14 protein-coding genes and 1 pseudogene are annotated in these 16,928 nt (G+C 69.8%); 6 read left to right on the top strand and 9 right to left on the bottom strand.

All coding sequences use genetic code 11. From position 1 onward, the window contains the following. Positions 1–50: 50 nt before the first annotated feature. Positions 51–1,667: a phosphodiester glycosidase family protein gene (locus ACIQCZ_RS11540; RefSeq protein WP_402281569.1), complete on the bottom strand. Its 1,617-nt coding sequence runs from the start codon at positions 1,665–1,667 to the stop codon at positions 51–53. A 529-nt stretch (positions 1,668–2,196) separates the two neighbouring features. Between ACIQCZ_RS11540 and ACIQCZ_RS11535 the strand changes: the two genes are divergently transcribed. Next, positions 2,197–3,282, top strand: a complete 1,086-nt coding sequence (locus tag ACIQCZ_RS11535; RefSeq protein WP_402281567.1) for a PP2C family protein-serine/threonine phosphatase — start codon at positions 2,197–2,199, stop codon at positions 3,280–3,282. A gap of 125 nt (positions 3,283–3,407) precedes the next feature. Here the strand turns inward: ACIQCZ_RS11535 and ACIQCZ_RS11530 are convergent, their stop codons facing one another. Then, a complete protein-coding gene (locus ACIQCZ_RS11530; RefSeq protein WP_402281565.1) occupies positions 3,408–4,694 on the bottom strand; it encodes a hypothetical protein in 1,287 nt (428 codons plus the stop codon). A 278-nt stretch (positions 4,695–4,972) separates the two neighbouring features. On the opposite strand from ACIQCZ_RS11530, the pseudogene ACIQCZ_RS11525 reads away from it, so the two are divergent. Beyond that, positions 4,973–5,555, top strand: a pseudogene (locus ACIQCZ_RS11525) (isochorismatase family protein). After that, positions 5,555–5,701 carry a hypothetical protein gene (locus ACIQCZ_RS11520; protein ID WP_402281564.1) on the top strand — a complete coding sequence of 49 codons (147 nt, stop codon included), beginning with the start codon at positions 5,555–5,557 and terminating at the stop codon, positions 5,699–5,701. Before ACIQCZ_RS11525 ends, ACIQCZ_RS11520 begins: the two are co-directional and overlap by 1 nt. On the opposite strand, the gene ACIQCZ_RS11515 is transcribed toward ACIQCZ_RS11520, so the two are convergent. The 6 genes from ACIQCZ_RS11515 to ACIQCZ_RS11490 all read right to left on the bottom strand — a co-directional run bounded on the left by ACIQCZ_RS11515 (position 5,696) and on the right by ACIQCZ_RS11490 (position 11,712). Further along, on the bottom strand, positions 5,696–6,271 hold the full coding sequence (locus ACIQCZ_RS11515) for a hypothetical protein (RefSeq protein WP_402281562.1): 576 nt from the start codon (positions 6,269–6,271) through the stop codon (positions 5,696–5,698). The genes ACIQCZ_RS11520 and ACIQCZ_RS11515 overlap by 6 nt on opposite strands. 291 nt (positions 6,272–6,562) lie before the next feature. Continuing rightward, a complete protein-coding gene (gene grpE, locus ACIQCZ_RS11510; protein WP_402281561.1) occupies positions 6,563–7,210 on the bottom strand; it encodes a nucleotide exchange factor GrpE in 648 nt (215 codons plus the stop codon). Beyond that, entirely contained in the window at positions 7,207–9,078 is a 1,872-nt protein-coding gene (dnaK, locus tag ACIQCZ_RS11505; RefSeq protein WP_402281559.1) for a molecular chaperone DnaK, read from the bottom strand. The genes grpE and dnaK overlap by 4 nt, the downstream gene beginning before the upstream one ends. Positions 9,079–9,147: 69 nt before the next feature. Continuing rightward, positions 9,148–9,903, bottom strand: a complete 756-nt coding sequence (locus ACIQCZ_RS11500) for a hypothetical protein (protein ID WP_402281558.1) — start codon at positions 9,901–9,903, stop codon at positions 9,148–9,150. Positions 9,904–10,009: 106 nt separating this feature from the next. Further along, on the bottom strand, positions 10,010–11,344 hold the full coding sequence (locus tag ACIQCZ_RS11495) for an RNA polymerase sigma factor (RefSeq protein ID WP_402281556.1): 1,335 nt from the start codon (positions 11,342–11,344) through the stop codon (positions 10,010–10,012). Then, the gene (locus tag ACIQCZ_RS11490) at positions 11,341–11,712 is read right to left on the bottom strand and encodes a YciI family protein (protein WP_402281554.1); all 372 of its coding nucleotides are present in this window, start codon (positions 11,710–11,712) and stop codon (positions 11,341–11,343) included. The genes ACIQCZ_RS11495 and ACIQCZ_RS11490 overlap by 4 nt, the downstream gene beginning before the upstream one ends. Before the next feature lie 257 nt (positions 11,713–11,969). Between ACIQCZ_RS11490 and ACIQCZ_RS11485 the strand changes: the two genes are divergently transcribed. After that, positions 11,970–13,463, top strand: coding sequence for an MFS transporter (locus ACIQCZ_RS11485; protein WP_402281552.1), 1,494 nt, complete (start codon positions 11,970–11,972; stop codon positions 13,461–13,463). A 326-nt stretch (positions 13,464–13,789) separates the two neighbouring features. Here the strand turns inward: ACIQCZ_RS11485 and ACIQCZ_RS11480 are convergent, their stop codons facing one another. Beyond that, on the bottom strand, positions 13,790–14,755 hold the full coding sequence (locus tag ACIQCZ_RS11480; protein ID WP_402281550.1) for a nitronate monooxygenase: 966 nt from the start codon (positions 14,753–14,755) through the stop codon (positions 13,790–13,792). Between the two features lie 562 nt (positions 14,756–15,317). On the opposite strand from ACIQCZ_RS11480, the gene ACIQCZ_RS11475 reads away from it, so the two are divergent. Both ACIQCZ_RS11475 and ACIQCZ_RS11470 read left to right on the top strand, forming a co-directional pair. Further along, entirely contained in the window at positions 15,318–15,947 is a 630-nt protein-coding gene (locus ACIQCZ_RS11475; RefSeq protein ID WP_402282149.1) for a DUF1707 domain-containing protein, read from the top strand. 154 nt (positions 15,948–16,101) lie between these two features. Further along, positions 16,102–16,626: a GNAT family N-acetyltransferase gene (locus ACIQCZ_RS11470; RefSeq protein ID WP_402281548.1), complete on the top strand. Its 525-nt coding sequence runs from the start codon at positions 16,102–16,104 to the stop codon at positions 16,624–16,626. The last annotated feature ends 302 nt before the right edge of the window (positions 16,627–16,928 follow it).

The raw sequence follows: 16,928 nt of genomic DNA, 5'->3' as shown, positions 1-16,928 counted from the left end.
TCCCGGCGGTCGGTGGTCACTGGCAAGGGCGTTGTCGGACCGGGCGGGGGTCAACCCCGGTCCGGCAGGATCAGCAGCGCGTCCCCGACAGGGCGTTCGCCGGTCGCGTCGGACGGGGCGTTGATCACTCCTCCGTCGACCACCATGGTGGTCGATCCGCCGCCGTCAAGATTGACCGCGTCGCGCAGGCCGAGTGCTCGGGCGACGGCGGCACTCTCGGGGATGCTCAGCCCGAGCGCTTGCGTGCTGCGACCGTCGGCCGTGACGAGCACGGTCCTGCCCGCGGCGTCCACTCCGGCCAGCGTGCGTGGATTGCGCTTGTGCATCCAGCCGTAGTAGAAGCTCGCGTTGCCGGGCTGCACCATCCCGTCGGCGGCAGGTGTGACGTACAGCCGTCCGTCGCGGACCAGTTCGGGACCACCGTTGAGGATGCTGGTCGCCGGTGACGGGGAGACCCTGCGGCCGCTGCCGTCCCGCAGCGTCCCCTCGATGCGCAGGGGCCGGCCGACCTGCGCCAGGGCGGCCAGTTCGGTGACGCGGGTGCCGGTCGCCTGCACGGAACCGCCGTCGGCCGGCAGCGGTCCGCCGCGCGGTGAGCGCAGTTCGAGGACTCGTCCCCGGCTGTCCAGTACGGCCTCGAGGCCGTCGCCCTGCGGCGTCCGCCGTCCGTAGTCGGGCGTGAAGGCGACGAGTTCGTCGTGGTCGGTGCAGGTCACGTCGTGCAGGGGCAGCGATGTCGGAGTGTCGTCGGCCGTGCCGCCGCAGTTCCTGATCAGGCCCGGTACGCGGTCGACACCGTCCAGGGGCAGCGACGCTTCCCGGCTGACGACCCGTCCCTTCCAGCTGAGCCGGGCGACCTCGCTGTGCCGGCCGGAGTCGCGTATCACCAGGCCGGGGCGCCCGTTCACCGGCTCGCTCAGCAACCGGCCGTCGTAGACGCCGACGCCGGCCGGATCGCCCGGTGCTCCGGAGCTCGGGTCGAGGACGAAGAACCCGGCGTTGACCGCCGCGGTCGCGCCGGCAGCGGCCGCCAGCTCGCTGGTTCTCTCGCGGTTCTCCAGATCGGGCCCGTACGACGCCGTGAGCCTGCCGCGGAACCGGTCCGGGTCGATGGTGAGCACGTCGATCCGCCATGGACCGCGGTCGTCGGGGTTTGCGTCCCAGCCCGTGTACACGACGGACCCCGTGTACCCGGCCCCCTTCAGCCGAGTGCGCTCGGCCGTCCCGGCGGACTGCGAGTCGAACCGCCCGACCCGGACCCGCCATCCGAGCGTGCCGCCGGCGTAGTCGGCGACCGCCGGAGTCGTGACCTCCTCGACCCTTGCGTCGAAGCCGTCCGCCCGCGCATCGGCGGCCAGCTCCTCGGCGCTCGCCCGGTCCTTCAACGCCGACGGCGGCGCGTCGGGGTCCGGCGAGGTGGCGCCGCCGGGTATGGAGACCTCGACCGTCCACGCGAGCGCCGGGGCGTCGGCACCGCGCACGATCCGAGTGAGGGTGACACCGGGCTGCAGCGTCCGCGTGCTGCGGGTCTCGGTCAGGTCGGCGGCACCCAGCGGCAGGGCACGCGCGGGCCCCGGTCGCGGCTCGGAGGAAGCGGGCGCCGGCATGGCCCCCATCACGGCGAAGAGTGCCAGGGCCGGACACGCCCCGAGCAACTTGCGGTTCACGTACCCCCCTTGTGAAGAACGGCCCCGCAACGGTGCGTGCGACAGCACCCGCCAGTCAAGACGTGTGCACGTCAATCTCTGCACCCGTGTTCGCACGGGCATCACACCGCCGCCCGTGCTCGGATACGTCACGGCGCGCCGCGTCGACGCCTGCGCGCGGCGCGCGAAGCGACCCACCGAGGTCACGCACGGTGGTGACGCGGGCGATACGAAGGGGCTGCGCCGTCGCTCGTCGACCGCACCGTCCTGACATGCCACGGGCTGGAGCAATGACCGGTTCGAAGCCTCGCGGCCCAGCAGGATGGGCGTCTTGACCACCTCTTGTTCAGGAGTTCCGCGTGTACGGGCTGTGTGAGTGGAGCCGCCGGGAGCGCCGTCCGCGCTCGGGCCGGACCGTGGCTCCGTGCTTCGACGGGGCAGCGTCCGTGCTCGCGCCGCTCGCCGCGTGCCGGAGGGCGCAGTGAGGTGGCCGGGTCGCCCCAGGGTGGTGGGCGGCCCGGCGGCGCAGGCCGGCAGCGAGGGCCCTTCGATGCCCGCCACGCCGACATGGATGCGCTGGCTGCCCGCCTTCTACGTCGCGGGCATCCTGGCGATCGAACCCCTCACACCTGTGCAGTGGCCCGTGAGCTTCCTGCTCATCGCCCTCCCCGTGATCGCCGCCTTCGCCCACGGCCCCCGTGCCGTCGCTGCCATCACGGTGTTCGCGATCGTCTTCGAAGGGGTCCTGGCCGGCACCCCGTGCTGCGCGGGCCGCCCGGTGAGCTACGTGTGGGACCGCCACTACGTGACCGCCTATCTGTGCACCGCACTGGTCGGTGTCCTCGGCACCATCCTGGCCGCCCACCGTGTGCGCCGGGAACGCACCCTCGCCACCGTGCGTTTCGTGGCCGAGATCGCGCAGCGTGTCCTGCTCAGCCCGGTCCCCCACCGCATCGGCCCCATTCAGGTGGAGACCCTGTATCTGTCCGCCGTCGCGGAAGCACGTATCGGCGGTGATCTGTACGAGGCCGTCCCCACCACGTACGGACTCCGCATCGTCATCGGCGACGTGCGGGGAAAGGGCCTCGCCGCCGTGGAGACGGCCGCCACCCTCCTCGGCGCCTTTCGCGAGGCCGCCCACGACGAACCCGACCTCGCGGGCATTGCCCGCCGGGCGGAGAGGAGCATGAACCGCAGGGCCGCCCGCCTGGCCGGAAGCGACATGGGCGAGCGCTTCGTCACCGCCGTCTTCGCGGAGATCCCCCGCCGTCATGTGGTCCGCATCGTCAACTGCGGCCACCCACCGCCCCTGCTCATCCGCGCCGACAGCGTCACCGAGCTGGAAGCGGGCGAGCCCGCACCACCCCTCAACCTGGGCATGCTCGTCACGGATACCTACCGCATCGACGAGTACCCCTTCGGTCCCGGCGACCAGTTGCTGCTCTACACCGACGGCGTCACCGAAGCACGCGATGCCGGCGGCGCCTTCTACCCCCTCCAGCAGCGGGTCCTCTCCTGGGGCCCTCTGCCGCCCCGGGAACTCCTCGACCGCCTCCACCACGACCTGCTCGACTACAGCCACAACCGCCTCCACGACGACACCGCCGCCCTCGCCGTCCTCCATCTGCCCGACTGAGGGCTGTCCCGCAGGGTCGTCGAATGCCGCTCGGTCGCGCGTGCCGGTGACGCTCCCGGGTGTCGGTCAGGACCTCACGGGCCCCTCGTCCCGACGGGCGTTCCACTCGTGGTCGGGAGAGGGTTCTACGACGACTGGTCCGCCGGCTCGGCCGAGGGCTGACGGGCACGGCTGCGGCGGTCGTACGCCGCGCGGGCCGCCGCTCGCAACCGCACGTAGAAGGGGTTGTCCTGGCTGGTCTGCCACATGTGCAGATAGATCAGCATCTGATTGAGCACGGTGTCGTACTCGACCAGCGTGCCGGATGCGTCTCCGGCCGCCCTGCCCCAGCCCACCAGACGCTCCTTCTGCGCGACGGTGATCTTGCCCGCCTTCGCGAAGGAGTCCGCGTACCGCTCCAGTTTGTGCGGCTGAGCGCCGTAGACCAGCTTTTCCTTCAGCATCTCTTGCTGGAATTCGTCGAACTCGGGGTTTGAGGCCAGCGCCGCGTTCAGGTCATTGAGCGCCTGCTTGCGCTCGGCCGCCAGCGCCGCGACCTCCTCGTCGGTCGCCCCCGACTGCACCAGTTCCATCACCGGGCTGCTGCCGAACGCCTGGTGGGCCGCGACATGGGTCAGCTCGTGGGCGATGTGCCCCAGCAGGAAGGAGGTGCCGCCCCTGGCCTGGGTGTCGACGTTGAACGTGAACTCCGGGCCGCCGCCGTCGGTGGCCGGGTTGAGCTTCATGCCCGGCATGCCGCCCCGCGGGTACTGCATCACGGTCACCAGCGGCACCACGGCCATCAGCTCCCCGATGACGGCGCGCGTCTCATCAGGTAGTCCCTGGTCCTCACGGAGCGCACCGAGCTTCTGGACGAAGTCGCCCATCATCGCGTGGAACCGGTCCGCGGGGACGGCCTGGGCGGCTTTCTGCGCCTCACCGGCCGGCATGCGGACGTCGAGATCCGGGTTCTTCCCCTCGCTCATCATGCTGTCGAGTTCGGTCAGCAGGCCCCGGAAGACCGCCTCGGGGTCCAACTGTCCTTTCGCCGCCTCGGCCTGCTGGCCGAGCTGCTGTGCACCCTCGACGCGCGACCCTCCCTCGGCCTTGTGGGCCGCGTAGTCGCCGCACGCCTTGACGATGTCCTTGAGGGCGAGCAATCGGGCGCCCTGCCTCGTGTCCGGCAGGGCGTAGAAAGCCTTGAGCGCCCTGTCCACCTTGGTGATCTCGGAGCGGCCGCGCGGCCCGGCGGTCGCCGTGCTCTGCTTGAACTCGCCCTCGGTCATCATCCGGGACACCGTGATCAGCTGCGACACGGCCGTGTTGCCCATGGTGCTCTGCAGTTCCGCGAGGCCCTGGGGGCCGTCGCTGTTCCGGACGGCGGACGCGGGCAGCGTCCGGTGTGTCTGCCCGGGGCTCTCGTGGGTGCGCATGGCGACACGCTAGGTGGTCGCAGGCGCGGGCCCCAGGGACAGGAGGGCACGGTGCGGGCAGCCTCCTTTGCCCCCACGGCACTTGCGGGTCGGGGCGCCGCCACGGAGGCGGGCCACGCGGTGGCCGAGAAGGCCGAGTCCCCCGTTCGGTGATGGGCATGTCCGTATCTGCAAGTCGGACGTCATTGCTGACGCAGCAGTCGGGCCATAGCGTTCTGAACACGGCCCACACTCTTCGGGCCACCACTCCTCACACGACATTCGAAGGCGGTACACCCATGTCCAGAACCACGCTGCGCGAGCTCAACGGCCTCGATCGAACGCCCGCGAAACTCTCCGGGTCGACGCTGATCCTGATCGACTTCCAGAACACCTACACGCGGGGCGTGATGGAACTCGACGGCTGGGAGGCCTCTCTCGACGCCGCCGCGCAACTGCTGGCGCGAGCCCGCCAGGAGGGCACGAAGGTCGTGCACGTCATCAACGACGGCGGGGAGGGAACCCCCTACGACATCCGTGCCGACATCGGTCGGATCCACCCCCGTCTTGACGCCGATCGACGGTGAGCCCGTCGTCGTCAAGCGGGCCCCGAACGCGTTCCACGACACCGACCTCGGCACGCACGTTCCGAACAGCCAGGTCATCATCGCCGGCTGGATGACACACATGTGCGTCGCGTTCACCGCGCAAGGCGCCTTCTTGCGCGGGAACCACCCGACGGTCGTCGCCGACGCCACCGCGACCCGGTCGCTTCCGGTGGCCGGCGTCGACCTCGATGCCTGCCAGGTGCATTACAGCGCCCTCGCCACCATCGCCGACCTGTACGGGGTCGTCGTTCCCTCGCGGAAGGACATCGTCTGATGAGTGCCGGGATGCGCGGCGGCCACCCCGTCGCCGGGCTGCCGTCCGCACCGACGGCGTCCTGCGGCAACATCCTCGACGCCGCACCGGAGTTCATCGGCGCCTCGGTCACGGCGAAGACGTCCGACATGAATCGGCTCTCATGAACCCGCTGCCTGCGGGGGCGCGACAAGGTCGATCAGCTTCCTGATGAGCTCGACCCCCTGTCGGGCCATGGCACGGGGGAACTCCAGACGGGCGACCTCACCGCTGTCCACTCCGATGTCGAATCGCGATGCCTTGATCAAACCGGTCGGGGGTGCCGGCTTCGTGACCCATCCGATCCGCGCGAGCGGTATGTCGTGGAGCAGCTTCGTCGGCCGCGCCGTGGGGAAGCCGCCCAGCTTGTAGACGAGCAGCCGGCCGGTCGTCAGGGCGAGGAAGTTCCGTTCCGCGACCGGCAGATCGGGGCCGGCGGTGCGGTCCAGAGCGGCGTCACGCTGCTTGTTGAGGGTCTTGGCCATGGACGCCGAGGTGATCAGACCGCCAAGATTCCCGGTGGCGCCGCCGAGGACGTCCCCGGCAGTCCTGGTCATGATCTGTTGTACTTTGCCTGCCCGGTAGGCGCCCACCACGGCCAGAACGCGCTCGTCCTCGGCACGGGTGAGCGCGAGATGCTTCCTGACATGCGCCTCGTGCGACGGCTTCACCGTGGACTCGGCGCCATCCCTGCTCATCGATCCTCCTGCGACACACTCGCGGTCATTCCGCGGTGCACCTTATCGATGGCCTTCCCACGAGGCAGCCGTCGCGCTCGATTTCGTTCGCGAGGCTGAACTCGTGGTGACGCAGGGGCTGATGGTTCCCGCTCCCTGCGGAATCACCGCGGCGTGCGATCCACAGGGAGCCGGACGACTGCCGAACGTCGGCGGAATCGCGGGAAGTCACGGCTCGCGGCGGGCGAGCGGTTCGGCCGGGCCGGGACGCGGAACTCGCGCCGTGCGGGCCCCGGGACCTGCCCCGCGCGGCTATTCGGCGGGGGCGAGCCCTGTCACCGCTACCTGGGCCGGTCTCAGGAGGTGGTCGCCGACCCGGTAGCCGTACCGCAGCACCTCGGCACATATGTCCTGTGCCGCACCGGAGTCGTCGTAGGTGATCGCTTCATGCGTGCGGGGATCGAAGGGGTCACCCGCCGCGCCGACGGTGCGCAGGCCCAGTGCCGCCAGCCGTGCCTCAAGCACGTCGGCGAGGACTGCCGCCGCGCCGTGATCGTCGCCCTGCCGGTGGATCTCTTCCAGGACATCCAGGACCGGAAGCAGGCCGGTGAGGACGTTGACCACCGCGATCTCCCGTATCGCCAGCCGGTCGCGGCGTACCCGCTTGCGGTAGTTGTCGTACTCGGCCTGTACCCGCTGCAGGTCCGCGGTCAGCTCCGCGATCCGCTCGGGCAGCCGCGCGGCCTCCGCACGGTCGGTCCGGCCGACGCCCGGACCTGCCGTACTCGCGCCGCCCGCACCGGTCCTGGCCGAACCCGTCCCGGCCGGACCGCTCCCGGTCGTACCGGAGGCATCCGGGCATCGCCCGTCCCGGAGGGTGACCGGCGTGATCCTGCGCGGGTCGCACACCACCGCGGGCGACCGATCGCCGTGATGCTCCGAGTGAGGGTTCTTGCTCATCCGGCACCTCCCTTCCGCTCGTCGTCGACGATCTCCGCGTCGACGACCTCCTCGTCACCGGTGCCCGTGCCACCGGGCGTGCCACCGGCGGCGGTAGCGTCTGCGGCGGTTCCGCCGCCCTGGGCCTGCGCGTACAGGGCGGTACCGATCTTCTGCGCCGCAGCCGCCGCCTTCTCCGTGGCGGCACGGATCTCGGCGGTGTCCTCGCCCTTGAGCTTCTCCTTCAGCTCGGCCAGAGCCGATTCGGTCTCGGTACGCACATCCGGGGGGATCTTGTCGGCGTTGTCCCGCAGCAGTGTCTCGGTCTGGTAGACGAGGGTCTCCGCCCGGTTGCGGGTCTCGGCGGCCTCCTTGCGCCGCTGGTCCTCCTCCGCGTACTGCTCGGCCTCGCGCACCATACGGTCGATGTCGTCCTTCGGCAGCGAGGAGCCGCCGGTGACGGTCATCTTCTGCTCCTTGCCGGTGCCGAGGTCCTTGGCGGCGACGTGCATGATGCCGTTCGCGTCGATGTCGAAGGCGACCTCGATCTGCGGGACACCGCGCGGGGCGGGCGGCAGGCCGGTCAGCTCGAACATGCCGAGCTTCTTGTTGTACGCCGCGATCTCGCGCTCGCCCTGGAACACCTGGATCTGCACGGACGGCTGGTTGTCCTCGGCCGTCGTGAAGATCTCGGAACGCCTGGTAGGGATCGTGGTGTTGCGCTCGATGAGCTTCGTCATGATGCCGCCCTTGGTCTCGATACCGAGGGACAGCGGGGTGACGTCGAGCAGCAGGACGTCCTTGACCTCGCCCTTGAGGACACCGGCCTGGAGCGAGGCGCCGATGGCGACGACCTCGTCCGGGTTCACACCCTTGTGCGGATCCTTGCCGGTCAGCTCCCTCACCAGTTCGGTCACCGCCGGCATCCGCGTCGAACCGCCGACCAGAATCACATGGTCGATGTCCGCCACTTTGATCCCGGCATCCTTGACCGCGTTGTGGAACGGCCCCTTGCAACGCTCCAGCAGTGGTGCCGTGAGCTGCTCGAACTGTGCGCGCGTGAGTTTCTCGTCCAGATGCAGCGGACCCTCGGCCGAAGCCGAGATGTAGGGCAGGTTGATCGTGGTCTCGGTCGCGGCCGACAGCTCGATCTTCGCCTTCTCCGCGGCCTCGCGCAGACGCTGCAACGCCATCTTGTCCTTGGACAGATCCACGCCGTAGCCGTTCTTGAACTGCTTCACCAGGTGGTCGACGACCTGCTGGTCCCAGTCGTCACCACCGAGGTGCGTGTCACCATTGGTCGCCTTCACCTCCACCAGGCCCTCGCCGATCTCCAGCAGCGAGACGTCGAACGTGCCGCCACCGAGGTCGAAGACGAGGATCGTCTGGTCGTTCTCCTTGTCCAGGCCGTAGGCCAGCGCCGCGGACGTGGGCTCGTTGATGATCCGAAGCACGTTCAGGCCCGCGATCCGGCCCGCCTCCTTGGTCGCGGTGCGCTGAGCGTCGTTGAAGTAGGCCGGGACGGTGATCACCGCGTCCGTGACGTCCTCCCCGAGATGCGCCTCGGCGTCCCGCTTCAGCTTCTGCAGCACCCGGGCGGAGATCTCCTGCGCGGTGTACCGCTTGCCGTCGATGTCGCCGGACTCGGGAAAACGCCACTGGGTGTCCCCCATGTGCCGCTTCACCGACCGCGCGGTGCGCTCGACGTTCGTCACCGCCTGCCGCTTGGCGACCTCGCCGACCAGCACCTCACCGTTCTTCGCGAACGCGACCACCGATGGAGTGGTCCGCGTGCCCTCGGTGTTCGTGATGACCGTCGGCTCGCCGGCTTCGAGCACGGATACCACGGAGTTCGTCGTTCCCAGGTCAATGCCCACTGCCCGCGCCATCACTGCCTCCCTCATGTCTTTCACGGATGGACCTGAGCCAGCTGTTGAACGAGTGGTCTGCCTGCCGCTTCACCTCCCAGGCCCGGCCGTCGGGCGCTCCGGCCCCGATGCCCCCGGCCTGCCGCTCACTGCGCGAGGACTTCTGCGGCTGCGCAGGCTCTCGGCCTGCCGGACGATGCGGTCCACACGCTCGGCGAGATCGCGGCGCCCCTCCAGGTACGGGCGTGCCTCGGCAAGCGGCCCGACGAGACGGACGGGGTCCTTTCCGTCGAGAGCGACACCGAGTTCGCCCACGGTGACGTGAGCGGCCTCCGGAAGATCGTGGAGGGACGTGATCTCTCCGGCCAGAGTGCGCAGGTCCGCCGCGTTGCCCCGCGCCCAGGTCGAGACGGCGCGGTCGGCGGCCCGGCCATCGCGGACGGCCTGTATCCGCTGTTCCCCAGTGGTGCCCAGGTGACCTGTGCACAGTCGCAGGTATCGGCGCTCGGCGGCCTGGCGGCTGCTGACGCCCAGTGGATGAGCGATATCGGCCCAGCTGGCCCCTGCTCCACGTGCCGCTTCGATCAGCGCCGGTTCCCACACCGCCAGCCGACGGCACACGTCGCGCAACAGCCGGAGAGCGTCCAGCGCCTCTCCCGGCCCTGCCGCGTCACCGGCGATCTCCGCCCCGCCGGGTGCGCCGGCCCGGCGCACGGCGGCTTCCACCGCGCCCAGCGCCTGCGTCGCGGCGGCAAAGGACACCGGCGGACCGGGGAGGTCCGGCGTCTTCGGGGCTGTTCCGGTCACGGACAACCCACCAGGTGAAATGCGTGTCATCGTTCGCATGACATCCCACTTGTCATCCTTTGGATGACATTTTACAACCGGACCGAGAGGAGATGTCCGGTCATGAGGACCCGTCGTCGGCGCCTCGCGCCGCGCGACGGACGGCTCACGCGTCCGCTCGGCGGTCTGCCTCGCCCCGGCCGTCCGCCGCCGGAACTGCTCGGCGCACCGCCGACGTTCGAGGCCGGGACACCGCCGCACCGGGCGGGCGACCTCCGACAGCTGCTTCGGACTCTCTCACCCGGCCGGCCCGGGACTCCAGGTAGCGCTGCTCGGCGAGGCTGGCGGTGGCCTTCGCGGCGCGCCGGTAGTGCTCGTACGCCCCTGCCGTGTCACCGGTCTTCTCCAGCAGATGCGCCCGTACGGACAGCAGCCGGTGATGCCCAGCCATCCGCGCGTCACCGTCCAATGTGGTCAGCAGGGCCAGCCCGGCCTGCGGCCCCTCGGTCTCGGCGAGCGCGATCGCCCGGTTGAGGGTGACCATCGGGTTGGGTGCGATCCGTTCCAGGATCAGATAGAGGGCGTGCACCTGCGGCCAGTCGGTCTCCTCGACCGTGGCCGCGTCGGCGTGCGTGGCGGCGATGGCGGCCTGCAGCTGGTAAGGCCCCAGCGCCGAGCCTGCCAGCGACGCCTTGACCAGCCCTGTGCCCTCGTCGATCAGCCCGCGGTCCCACTTCGTACGGTCCTGCTCGTCCAGTGGCACCAGGCCGCCGTCCGTCGTCGTACGCGCCTCCCGGCGGGCATGGGTCAGCAGCATCAGCGCGAGCAGCCCGGTCACCTCGCTGTCCTCGGGCAGTTGCGCGTGCACCATCCTGGCCAGCCGGATCGCCTCGTGCGCGAGGTCGGCGCGGTGCAGTTCGCTGCCCGAGGAAGCCGTGTAGCCCTCGTTGAATATCAGGTAGAGCACATGCAGGACGACCCGTAGCCGCTCTTCGCGTTCCGCGCCGTCCGGCAGGCTGAACGAACTGCCTGCGGCCTTGATGCGCTGTTTGGCCCGGCTGATCCTGGCAGCCATCGTGGCCTCCGGCACCAGGAACGCGCGGGCGATCTCGGCGGTCGTCAGACCGCCGACCGCCCGCAGCGTCAGGGCGGTCTGCGAGGCCGCGGTCAGCGTCGGATGGCAGCACAGGAACAGCAGGACGAGCGTGTCGTCGGTGTCCGGTACGTCCTCCGGCACCACCTCGGCGGCCGTCGCCGACTCCCGCTCGCGGCGCGCGTGGTCACTGCGCATCTGGTCGATCAGGCGCCGGGACGCGACAGTCACCAGCCAGCCGCGCGGGTTGTTCGGCACACCCTCGACCGGCCACTGCACAGTGGCGGCGAGGACGGCCTCCTGTACGGCGTCCTCACACCCTTCGAACTGGCCGTGCCGACGTACCAGCACGCCGAGGACCTGCGGCGTGAGTTCACGCAGCAGGTCCTCGGTGGCTGGTGCTGTCATGCCTCCAATTGTCCATCAGCGAACATCACCTGTCGTACCTCGACCCCCAGACCCTCGATCCCGGCGTCCGGGATCTGCGATGCCAGCTCGATCGCCCGCTCCTTGTTCTCGCAGTCGATCAGGTAGAAACCGCCCACATACTCCTTGGACTCCAGGAAGGGTCCGTCGGTCACCACCGGCTGGCCGTTGCGTACGGACACCACAGCGGCCTGTGACGGATCGACCAGCGCCTGCGTGGTGATCAGCTCACCCGACTGCTTCAGCGCCTCGATGAACTTGCCGTGACCGTTGCCGATCGCCCCCTTCTCCTCGTCGGTCAACGCGTCCAGCACGGCCGGGTTCATGTGCAGGCTGATCAGGAACTTCATCTCGTACTCCTTGTGGTTCGCGAGCCCCGGCGGGGCCCTTCGACCGGTTGGTCGGAGCCATCGCCGCCGTCTTGACGTCCCCCACCGAAAAGTTCGCACCAGTTTTTCACCGTCGCATCGCCCGGACCGTGAGGTCGTCGTTTCCGCCGGCGCCCCGCCGAGCCGGGCAGGAGGAATCTCCGGCCGTGCCGATGTCAAGAAGCTCTCGACCGCTCCGACCAACCGGCGAAACGTCAAGAGAACAGGGAGTTTCGGAAATGCGAGTCAACCGGGCATGGCTGGGGCTGGCCGTCCTCATGCTGCCGACACTGCTCGTCGCCATGGACGTGACGGCGTTGCTCCTGGCGCTCCCACGGCTGAGCGCCGACCTGGGCGCCGACAACGTCGAGCAGCTGTGGATCAGTGACAGCTATGGATTCATGGTGGCCGGCCTGGTCATCACGATGGGTACGCTCGGCGACCGGATCGGTCGCCGACGGCTGCTGTTGATCGGTGGAGCTGCGTTCGCGGTGCTGTCGCTCGTGGCGGCCTTCGCAGTCGATCCGCTGATGCTGATCGTCGCGCGTGCGTTGCTGGGCGTCGCCGGCGCGACCCTGGCGCCGTCCACACTCGCCCTGATCACCAACATGTTCCACGACGAGAGACAGCGCGGGAAGGCCATCGCGATCTGGGCGACCTGCCAGTTCGCCGGCGGCGCGCTCGGACCCGTGCTGGCCGGATTCCTGCTCCAGTACTTCTGGTGGGGCTCGGTGTTCCTGTTCGCCGTGCCGGCGATGGTGCTGCTGCTGCTCGCAGGGCCGTTCCTGCTGCCGGAGTTCCGCAGCGACCAGGCCGGCCGATTGGACCTGGGCAGCGTGGGGCTGTCGCTCGTGGCGGTGCTTCTGATGGTCTACGGCATCAAGCAGCTGACCGTCGAAGGCGCGCCGGTCGTGGCGACGACGGCCCTCGCCATCGGCGCCGCCTTCGGATTGCTGTTCGTACGCCGGCAACTGCGGCTGGAGACCCCGCTCCTCGACCTGCGACTGCTGCGCAACCGCCCGTTCACAGCCGTACTCGTAGCGCTGGTCTTCGCCGGCATCGCCATGGCCGGTACGGGGCTGCTGGTGACCCAGTATCTGCAGAGCGTGCTGGGCCACTCGCCGTTCGCATCGGCGGTGCTGTTCGCACCCATGGGCCTGGGCGTGGCGGTCGGCACCATGGCCGCGCCGGCGCTGGCTCGGCGGATGAAACAGACGACCGCGATCGCCGGCGGGCTCGTGGGGTCGGCGCTGGGCAGTCTGCTGCTGGTCGGCGTCGACGGTGCGAGCGCCCTGCCGCTGGTGATGACCGGCATCGCCGTGCTGGCGCTGGGTACCGGCCCGCTGTTCGCGCTCGGCACCGGGCTGGTCGTCGGATCCGTACCGCCGGAGCGCGCCGGCTCGGCGGCGTCGATGTCGGAGACCGGCAACTACTTCGGCGGTTCGCTCGGCTTCGCACTGCTCGGTGTGGTGGCCGCAGTGGTCTACCGCGGCCGGATGAACGGAACGTCCGACTCACTGGCCGGGGCGGTCGCCGCCAGCCGACATCTTCCCGCCGACCAGGGCGCGGAACTGCTGCGCACGGCGCGAGAGGCGTTCACCGCCGGCTTGCACGTCACCGGCGTCGTCGCCGCTGTCATCTTCGCCGGGCTGGCCGCCCTGATCCTGGCCATGCGCCCGAGGACACAGACCGTCCCGGCCGCACTCCCCGACTACGAGGCGACACGCTCGTAGAGTTCTGCCGAGCTGTGTCGTGGCTGTCCTGTCCCCACGCGGCACTCGGCACTTGGCACTCCGTCGTCACCTGCACGCGTGACGAGCATGGCCGACACCCGACCGGTCCTGTGGCGAACAGCGATCACGAGGCGGGCCCGGACACGGAAGGCGGACCGCGGAGGCGCCGCACCGGCCCGCCCGCGGCCATCGGCTCCGGGCGGGCCGCCCTCGGCCGCCGTCATCCGGCGGGGCGGCAGGATCCTCGCCGACGGCCCCGCCCCGGGACCTGGACAATCCTGCGGGGCCGGCCGACTCCGGCGGCCATCGCTCCTGGGATGGTGCAGTCAGTGCCTTCCTGCTCGGGCGAGGGCCTTGTCCGCCTGGGCGGCCAGCGCGGCGACCAGATCGGCTGCGGGTGGCAGGTCGTCGACGAGGTCGACGCCCTCGCCGGCCCACACCGGCAGCGGGGGCACGGCGCCGCGTGCCACATCGGCCTGATAGGCATGCCGGGCCCGGGCGTCCGCGGCGAGTTCGTCCTCCCTGCCCCGCCAGCGGTCGAGGTAGGGATGGCCGAGGGTGCGAGCCGTGTACTTCGTCGTCGGCCATCGGGCTCCCCGGGCGATGTCGAGGACACTGTTGCGTTCTGTGTCCTCCCCCCGCCCACGGACGATCGTCTCGGCGATCGAAGGGTCGACGAGTGCCTCCGCCGTGGCCTGGAAGCGGGTGCCGATGAGGGCCCCGGCGGCCCCCAGTGCCAAGGCGGCGGCCACGCCACGGCCGTCGGCGATCCCACCGGCCGCCAGCACCGGCACCGGTGCCGCCAGGTCCACCACAACGGGCACGAACGGCAGCGTGGCCCTCCCGTGCCGGGCTCCGTGCCCACCGCTCTCGCTGCCCTGCGCCACGATGACGTCGGCCCCCAGATCCACCGCCTGCCGGGCCTCTTCGAGATCGGTGACCTGAACGATCACCGAAGCACCGGCCGCACGGATTCGCCCGACGAACGGGGTCGGATCCCCGAATGACAGCGTCACAGCCGCGGGGCCGTACTCCAACGCCTGCTCGACCGCGTCGACGCCGACCGCCCAGCTCAGGAACCCGACTCCCCACGGCTTCCCGCCCCCGGCCACGATCGCCAGCTCACGGCCCAGCCAGTCCCGGTCATCTCCGTACCCGCCACCCAGCAACCCCAGCCCACCGCCGCGGGAGACAGCCGCAACCAGTGCTCCGCCGGCCGACCCGCCCATGGGCGCCGACGCAATCGGATGCTGCACACCGAACAACTTCGTGAACGCCGTTGACAATGCCATCCCGTCATCATGGCCCCAGGCGGTCGGAACAGATCAACCAGCAATACCTGCCGCAGAGCTCACCCACGGCGACCGCAGCCGGCCATCGCCCGGCCGGCCGGCGGCCGCGAGTGGGAAATGACGGCCGCCCGTCGATGGGCCGCCGACATCGCCAGGAGAGGGGTACGTCGCACAACCTCAACGCCTCTCCCCCGCTCCCTCACTACCCGTGCTGCTCCCCCTTCTGTCCGTCCCCGACCAAGCGAACCGTGCAGCGCATTCCTGGACGCTGCCGCCTTCACCGACTGCTCAGCCCTTGAGGCCGCTGAAGTCCGGGCCGAAGCAACTCCGGTTCCGCTGAACTCCGGGTGGTCCGTGGAGTGGGCCGCTTCCGGTACGGAGTGCGACGAGCACGTGCCGGCGAGCCGTCGCGAAGGGAACCGGCCCGGCGGTCATGGCCGGTCCGGGCGTTGGAGGTTGCACCGGCATCCCCTGAGATCTGTCGGGGTGATCCCCCATTTTCCTCGATCAGAGGTTGTCGGCCCTACGAGCCTGCCAGCACACTGACCGCATGCCAGGCAATATCACCAGAGCAGATGACTCTTCTTCACCTCGTCACCACGCATCCGATCAGCGGGTATCTCATCGAGACCGGGATCAGGCCGTGGAGATCCTTCAGGTCGCGGCCGGAGACGGCCGGCTGACCATCGCCGAGCTGGACGAGCGTGTGGAAGCGGCGCTTGCCGCACGTACCGCCTCCGACCTCGCGGAGCTGACCGCCGATCTGCCGCTTGAAGGGATGCCGTCGCAAGCCCGCGAGGTGATCCAGATCGACCAGCGCTTCGGAGAGGGCAAGCGCACTGGTCGCTGGCTGGTTCCACGCCGGATGGAGATCCGGCTGATGTTCAGCGACCTGAAGCTCGACTTCACCGAGGCCGTGATCACCCACGACACCCTGCACATCGAGGTGGACCTGCGCATCGGCGGAAATCTGACGTTGGTGACCCCGCCGGGGATCGTGGTCGATGCCGACGACGTCACCTACAGTCGCGGCGACATCAAGCTCCGCCCGGTCACCGGCCAAGATGTGCCGGTACGACTGCGTGTGGTACTGAGCGGCAAGTCGACCGGTGGCGACATCGTCGCTCGGCCGCCACGGCGCACACCCGGCCAGTGGCTTCGACGCAAGCCTCGAACAGTCAATGGCCGCTGACCGCATGACGGCTGGTCGACCGTCACGTGCACGCGCCGGGTGGGGCGGGGTGACTTGACGGGGCCGAGCGGAAACGGCTGCGGCCGTCATGGTGTCGAGCAACAGCTCAACTGCGCACACCAGGCCCTCAGCACCACCAAGGGAGGAATCCATCGTGCCTGACCGCTGGGTCAAGTTGGAACTCGACGTGAACACCTTCGACGCGGCGCGCTTCGACAGGTACGTGAAGCGCTGCCAGGACACCGGGATACGTTTGATCACCATGGCCGAGTTGGGTGACACCCCACGGCACCGGCGCGCACTCTATGAACTCAACAAGGAGTGCTCCGCCGACATCCCGGGCCGCGGCGAGTTCTACACCTTCGACGAGTACTTCGAGCGCAGGATCGACGTCCCCTCCTACGATCCGCGCGGAGTCGTGATCGCGCTCGACGACGACACATGGTGCGGGCTCGCCGCGACATCGGACCGGAGAGCCGCAGGCATCGTCTTCAACGAGATGACCGGGGTCAGATCCGCCTACCGCAGTCGGGGCCTGTCGATCGCGATGAAGACGTTCGGCATGGGATTCGCATGCCTGTGTGGTGTGGACAGGATCCGCACGATCCACCATCCGGACAACAGCATCGCCATCGGAATGAACCGGCGCCTCGGATACATCGACGCCGAGTGGGACTGACCTTCGGGTTCGGCAGTTCGGATTCCGCGGAGATCCGTGGGGGTCGCTCTACGGCTACTTCCCCGCCTGGTCGAAGGACGGCGTGTTCGGTCGGCTAGTGACTCAGGACCAGGGCCTCTCGTCCGGATCGTGCCGGGCTCGGGTGCCCCGGTGGCCCGGTGCCGCGCCTCGCCGTGCTGCCGTCGCTCGCCATGGCGGCTTCCCCGAACTTTCGGCTCCTCTCGAGGAGGGGAGGCCATCCGACTACCCTCCCCCGCCTCGCGATCCACGGCACCGGACCCCGCTCGCCGACCCGACCCGGT

Source organism: Streptomyces sp. NPDC093149 (assembly GCF_044754145.1).
GTDB lineage: Bacteria > Actinomycetota > Actinomycetes > Streptomycetales > Streptomycetaceae > Streptomyces.
The sequence above is the reverse complement of the archived record's forward strand: the minus strand, read 5'-3'. Positions and strand labels throughout refer to the sequence as shown.

Bases quoted from the DNA above. Each gene is read 5' to 3' on its own strand.
- ACIQCZ_RS11535 (WP_402281567.1), top strand. From the start codon at position 2,197: ATGCCCGCCACGCCGACATGGATGCGCTGGCTGCCCGCCTTCTACGTC.
- ACIQCZ_RS11530 (WP_402281565.1), bottom strand. From the start codon at position 4,694: ATGCGCACCCACGAGAGCCCCGGGCAGACACACCGGACGCTGCCCGCG.
- ACIQCZ_RS11520 (WP_402281564.1), top strand. From the start codon at position 5,555: ATGAGTGCCGGGATGCGCGGCGGCCACCCCGTCGCCGGGCTGCCGTCC.
- ACIQCZ_RS11515 (WP_402281562.1), bottom strand. From the start codon at position 6,271: ATGAGCAGGGATGGCGCCGAGTCCACGGTGAAGCCGTCGCACGAGGCG.
- grpE (WP_402281561.1), bottom strand. From the start codon at position 7,210: ATGAGCAAGAACCCTCACTCGGAGCATCACGGCGATCGGTCGCCCGCG.
- dnaK (WP_402281559.1), bottom strand. From the start codon at position 9,078: ATGGCGCGGGCAGTGGGCATTGACCTGGGAACGACGAACTCCGTGGTA.
- ACIQCZ_RS11500 (WP_402281558.1), bottom strand. From the start codon at position 9,903: ATGCGAACGATGACACGCATTTCACCTGGTGGGTTGTCCGTGACCGGA.
- ACIQCZ_RS11495 (WP_402281556.1), bottom strand. From the start codon at position 11,344: ATGACAGCACCAGCCACCGAGGACCTGCTGCGTGAACTCACGCCGCAG.
- ACIQCZ_RS11490 (WP_402281554.1), bottom strand. From the start codon at position 11,712: ATGAAGTTCCTGATCAGCCTGCACATGAACCCGGCCGTGCTGGACGCG.
- ACIQCZ_RS11485 (WP_402281552.1), top strand. From the start codon at position 11,970: ATGCGAGTCAACCGGGCATGGCTGGGGCTGGCCGTCCTCATGCTGCCG.
- ACIQCZ_RS11480 (WP_402281550.1), bottom strand. From the start codon at position 14,755: ATGGCATTGTCAACGGCGTTCACGAAGTTGTTCGGTGTGCAGCATCCG.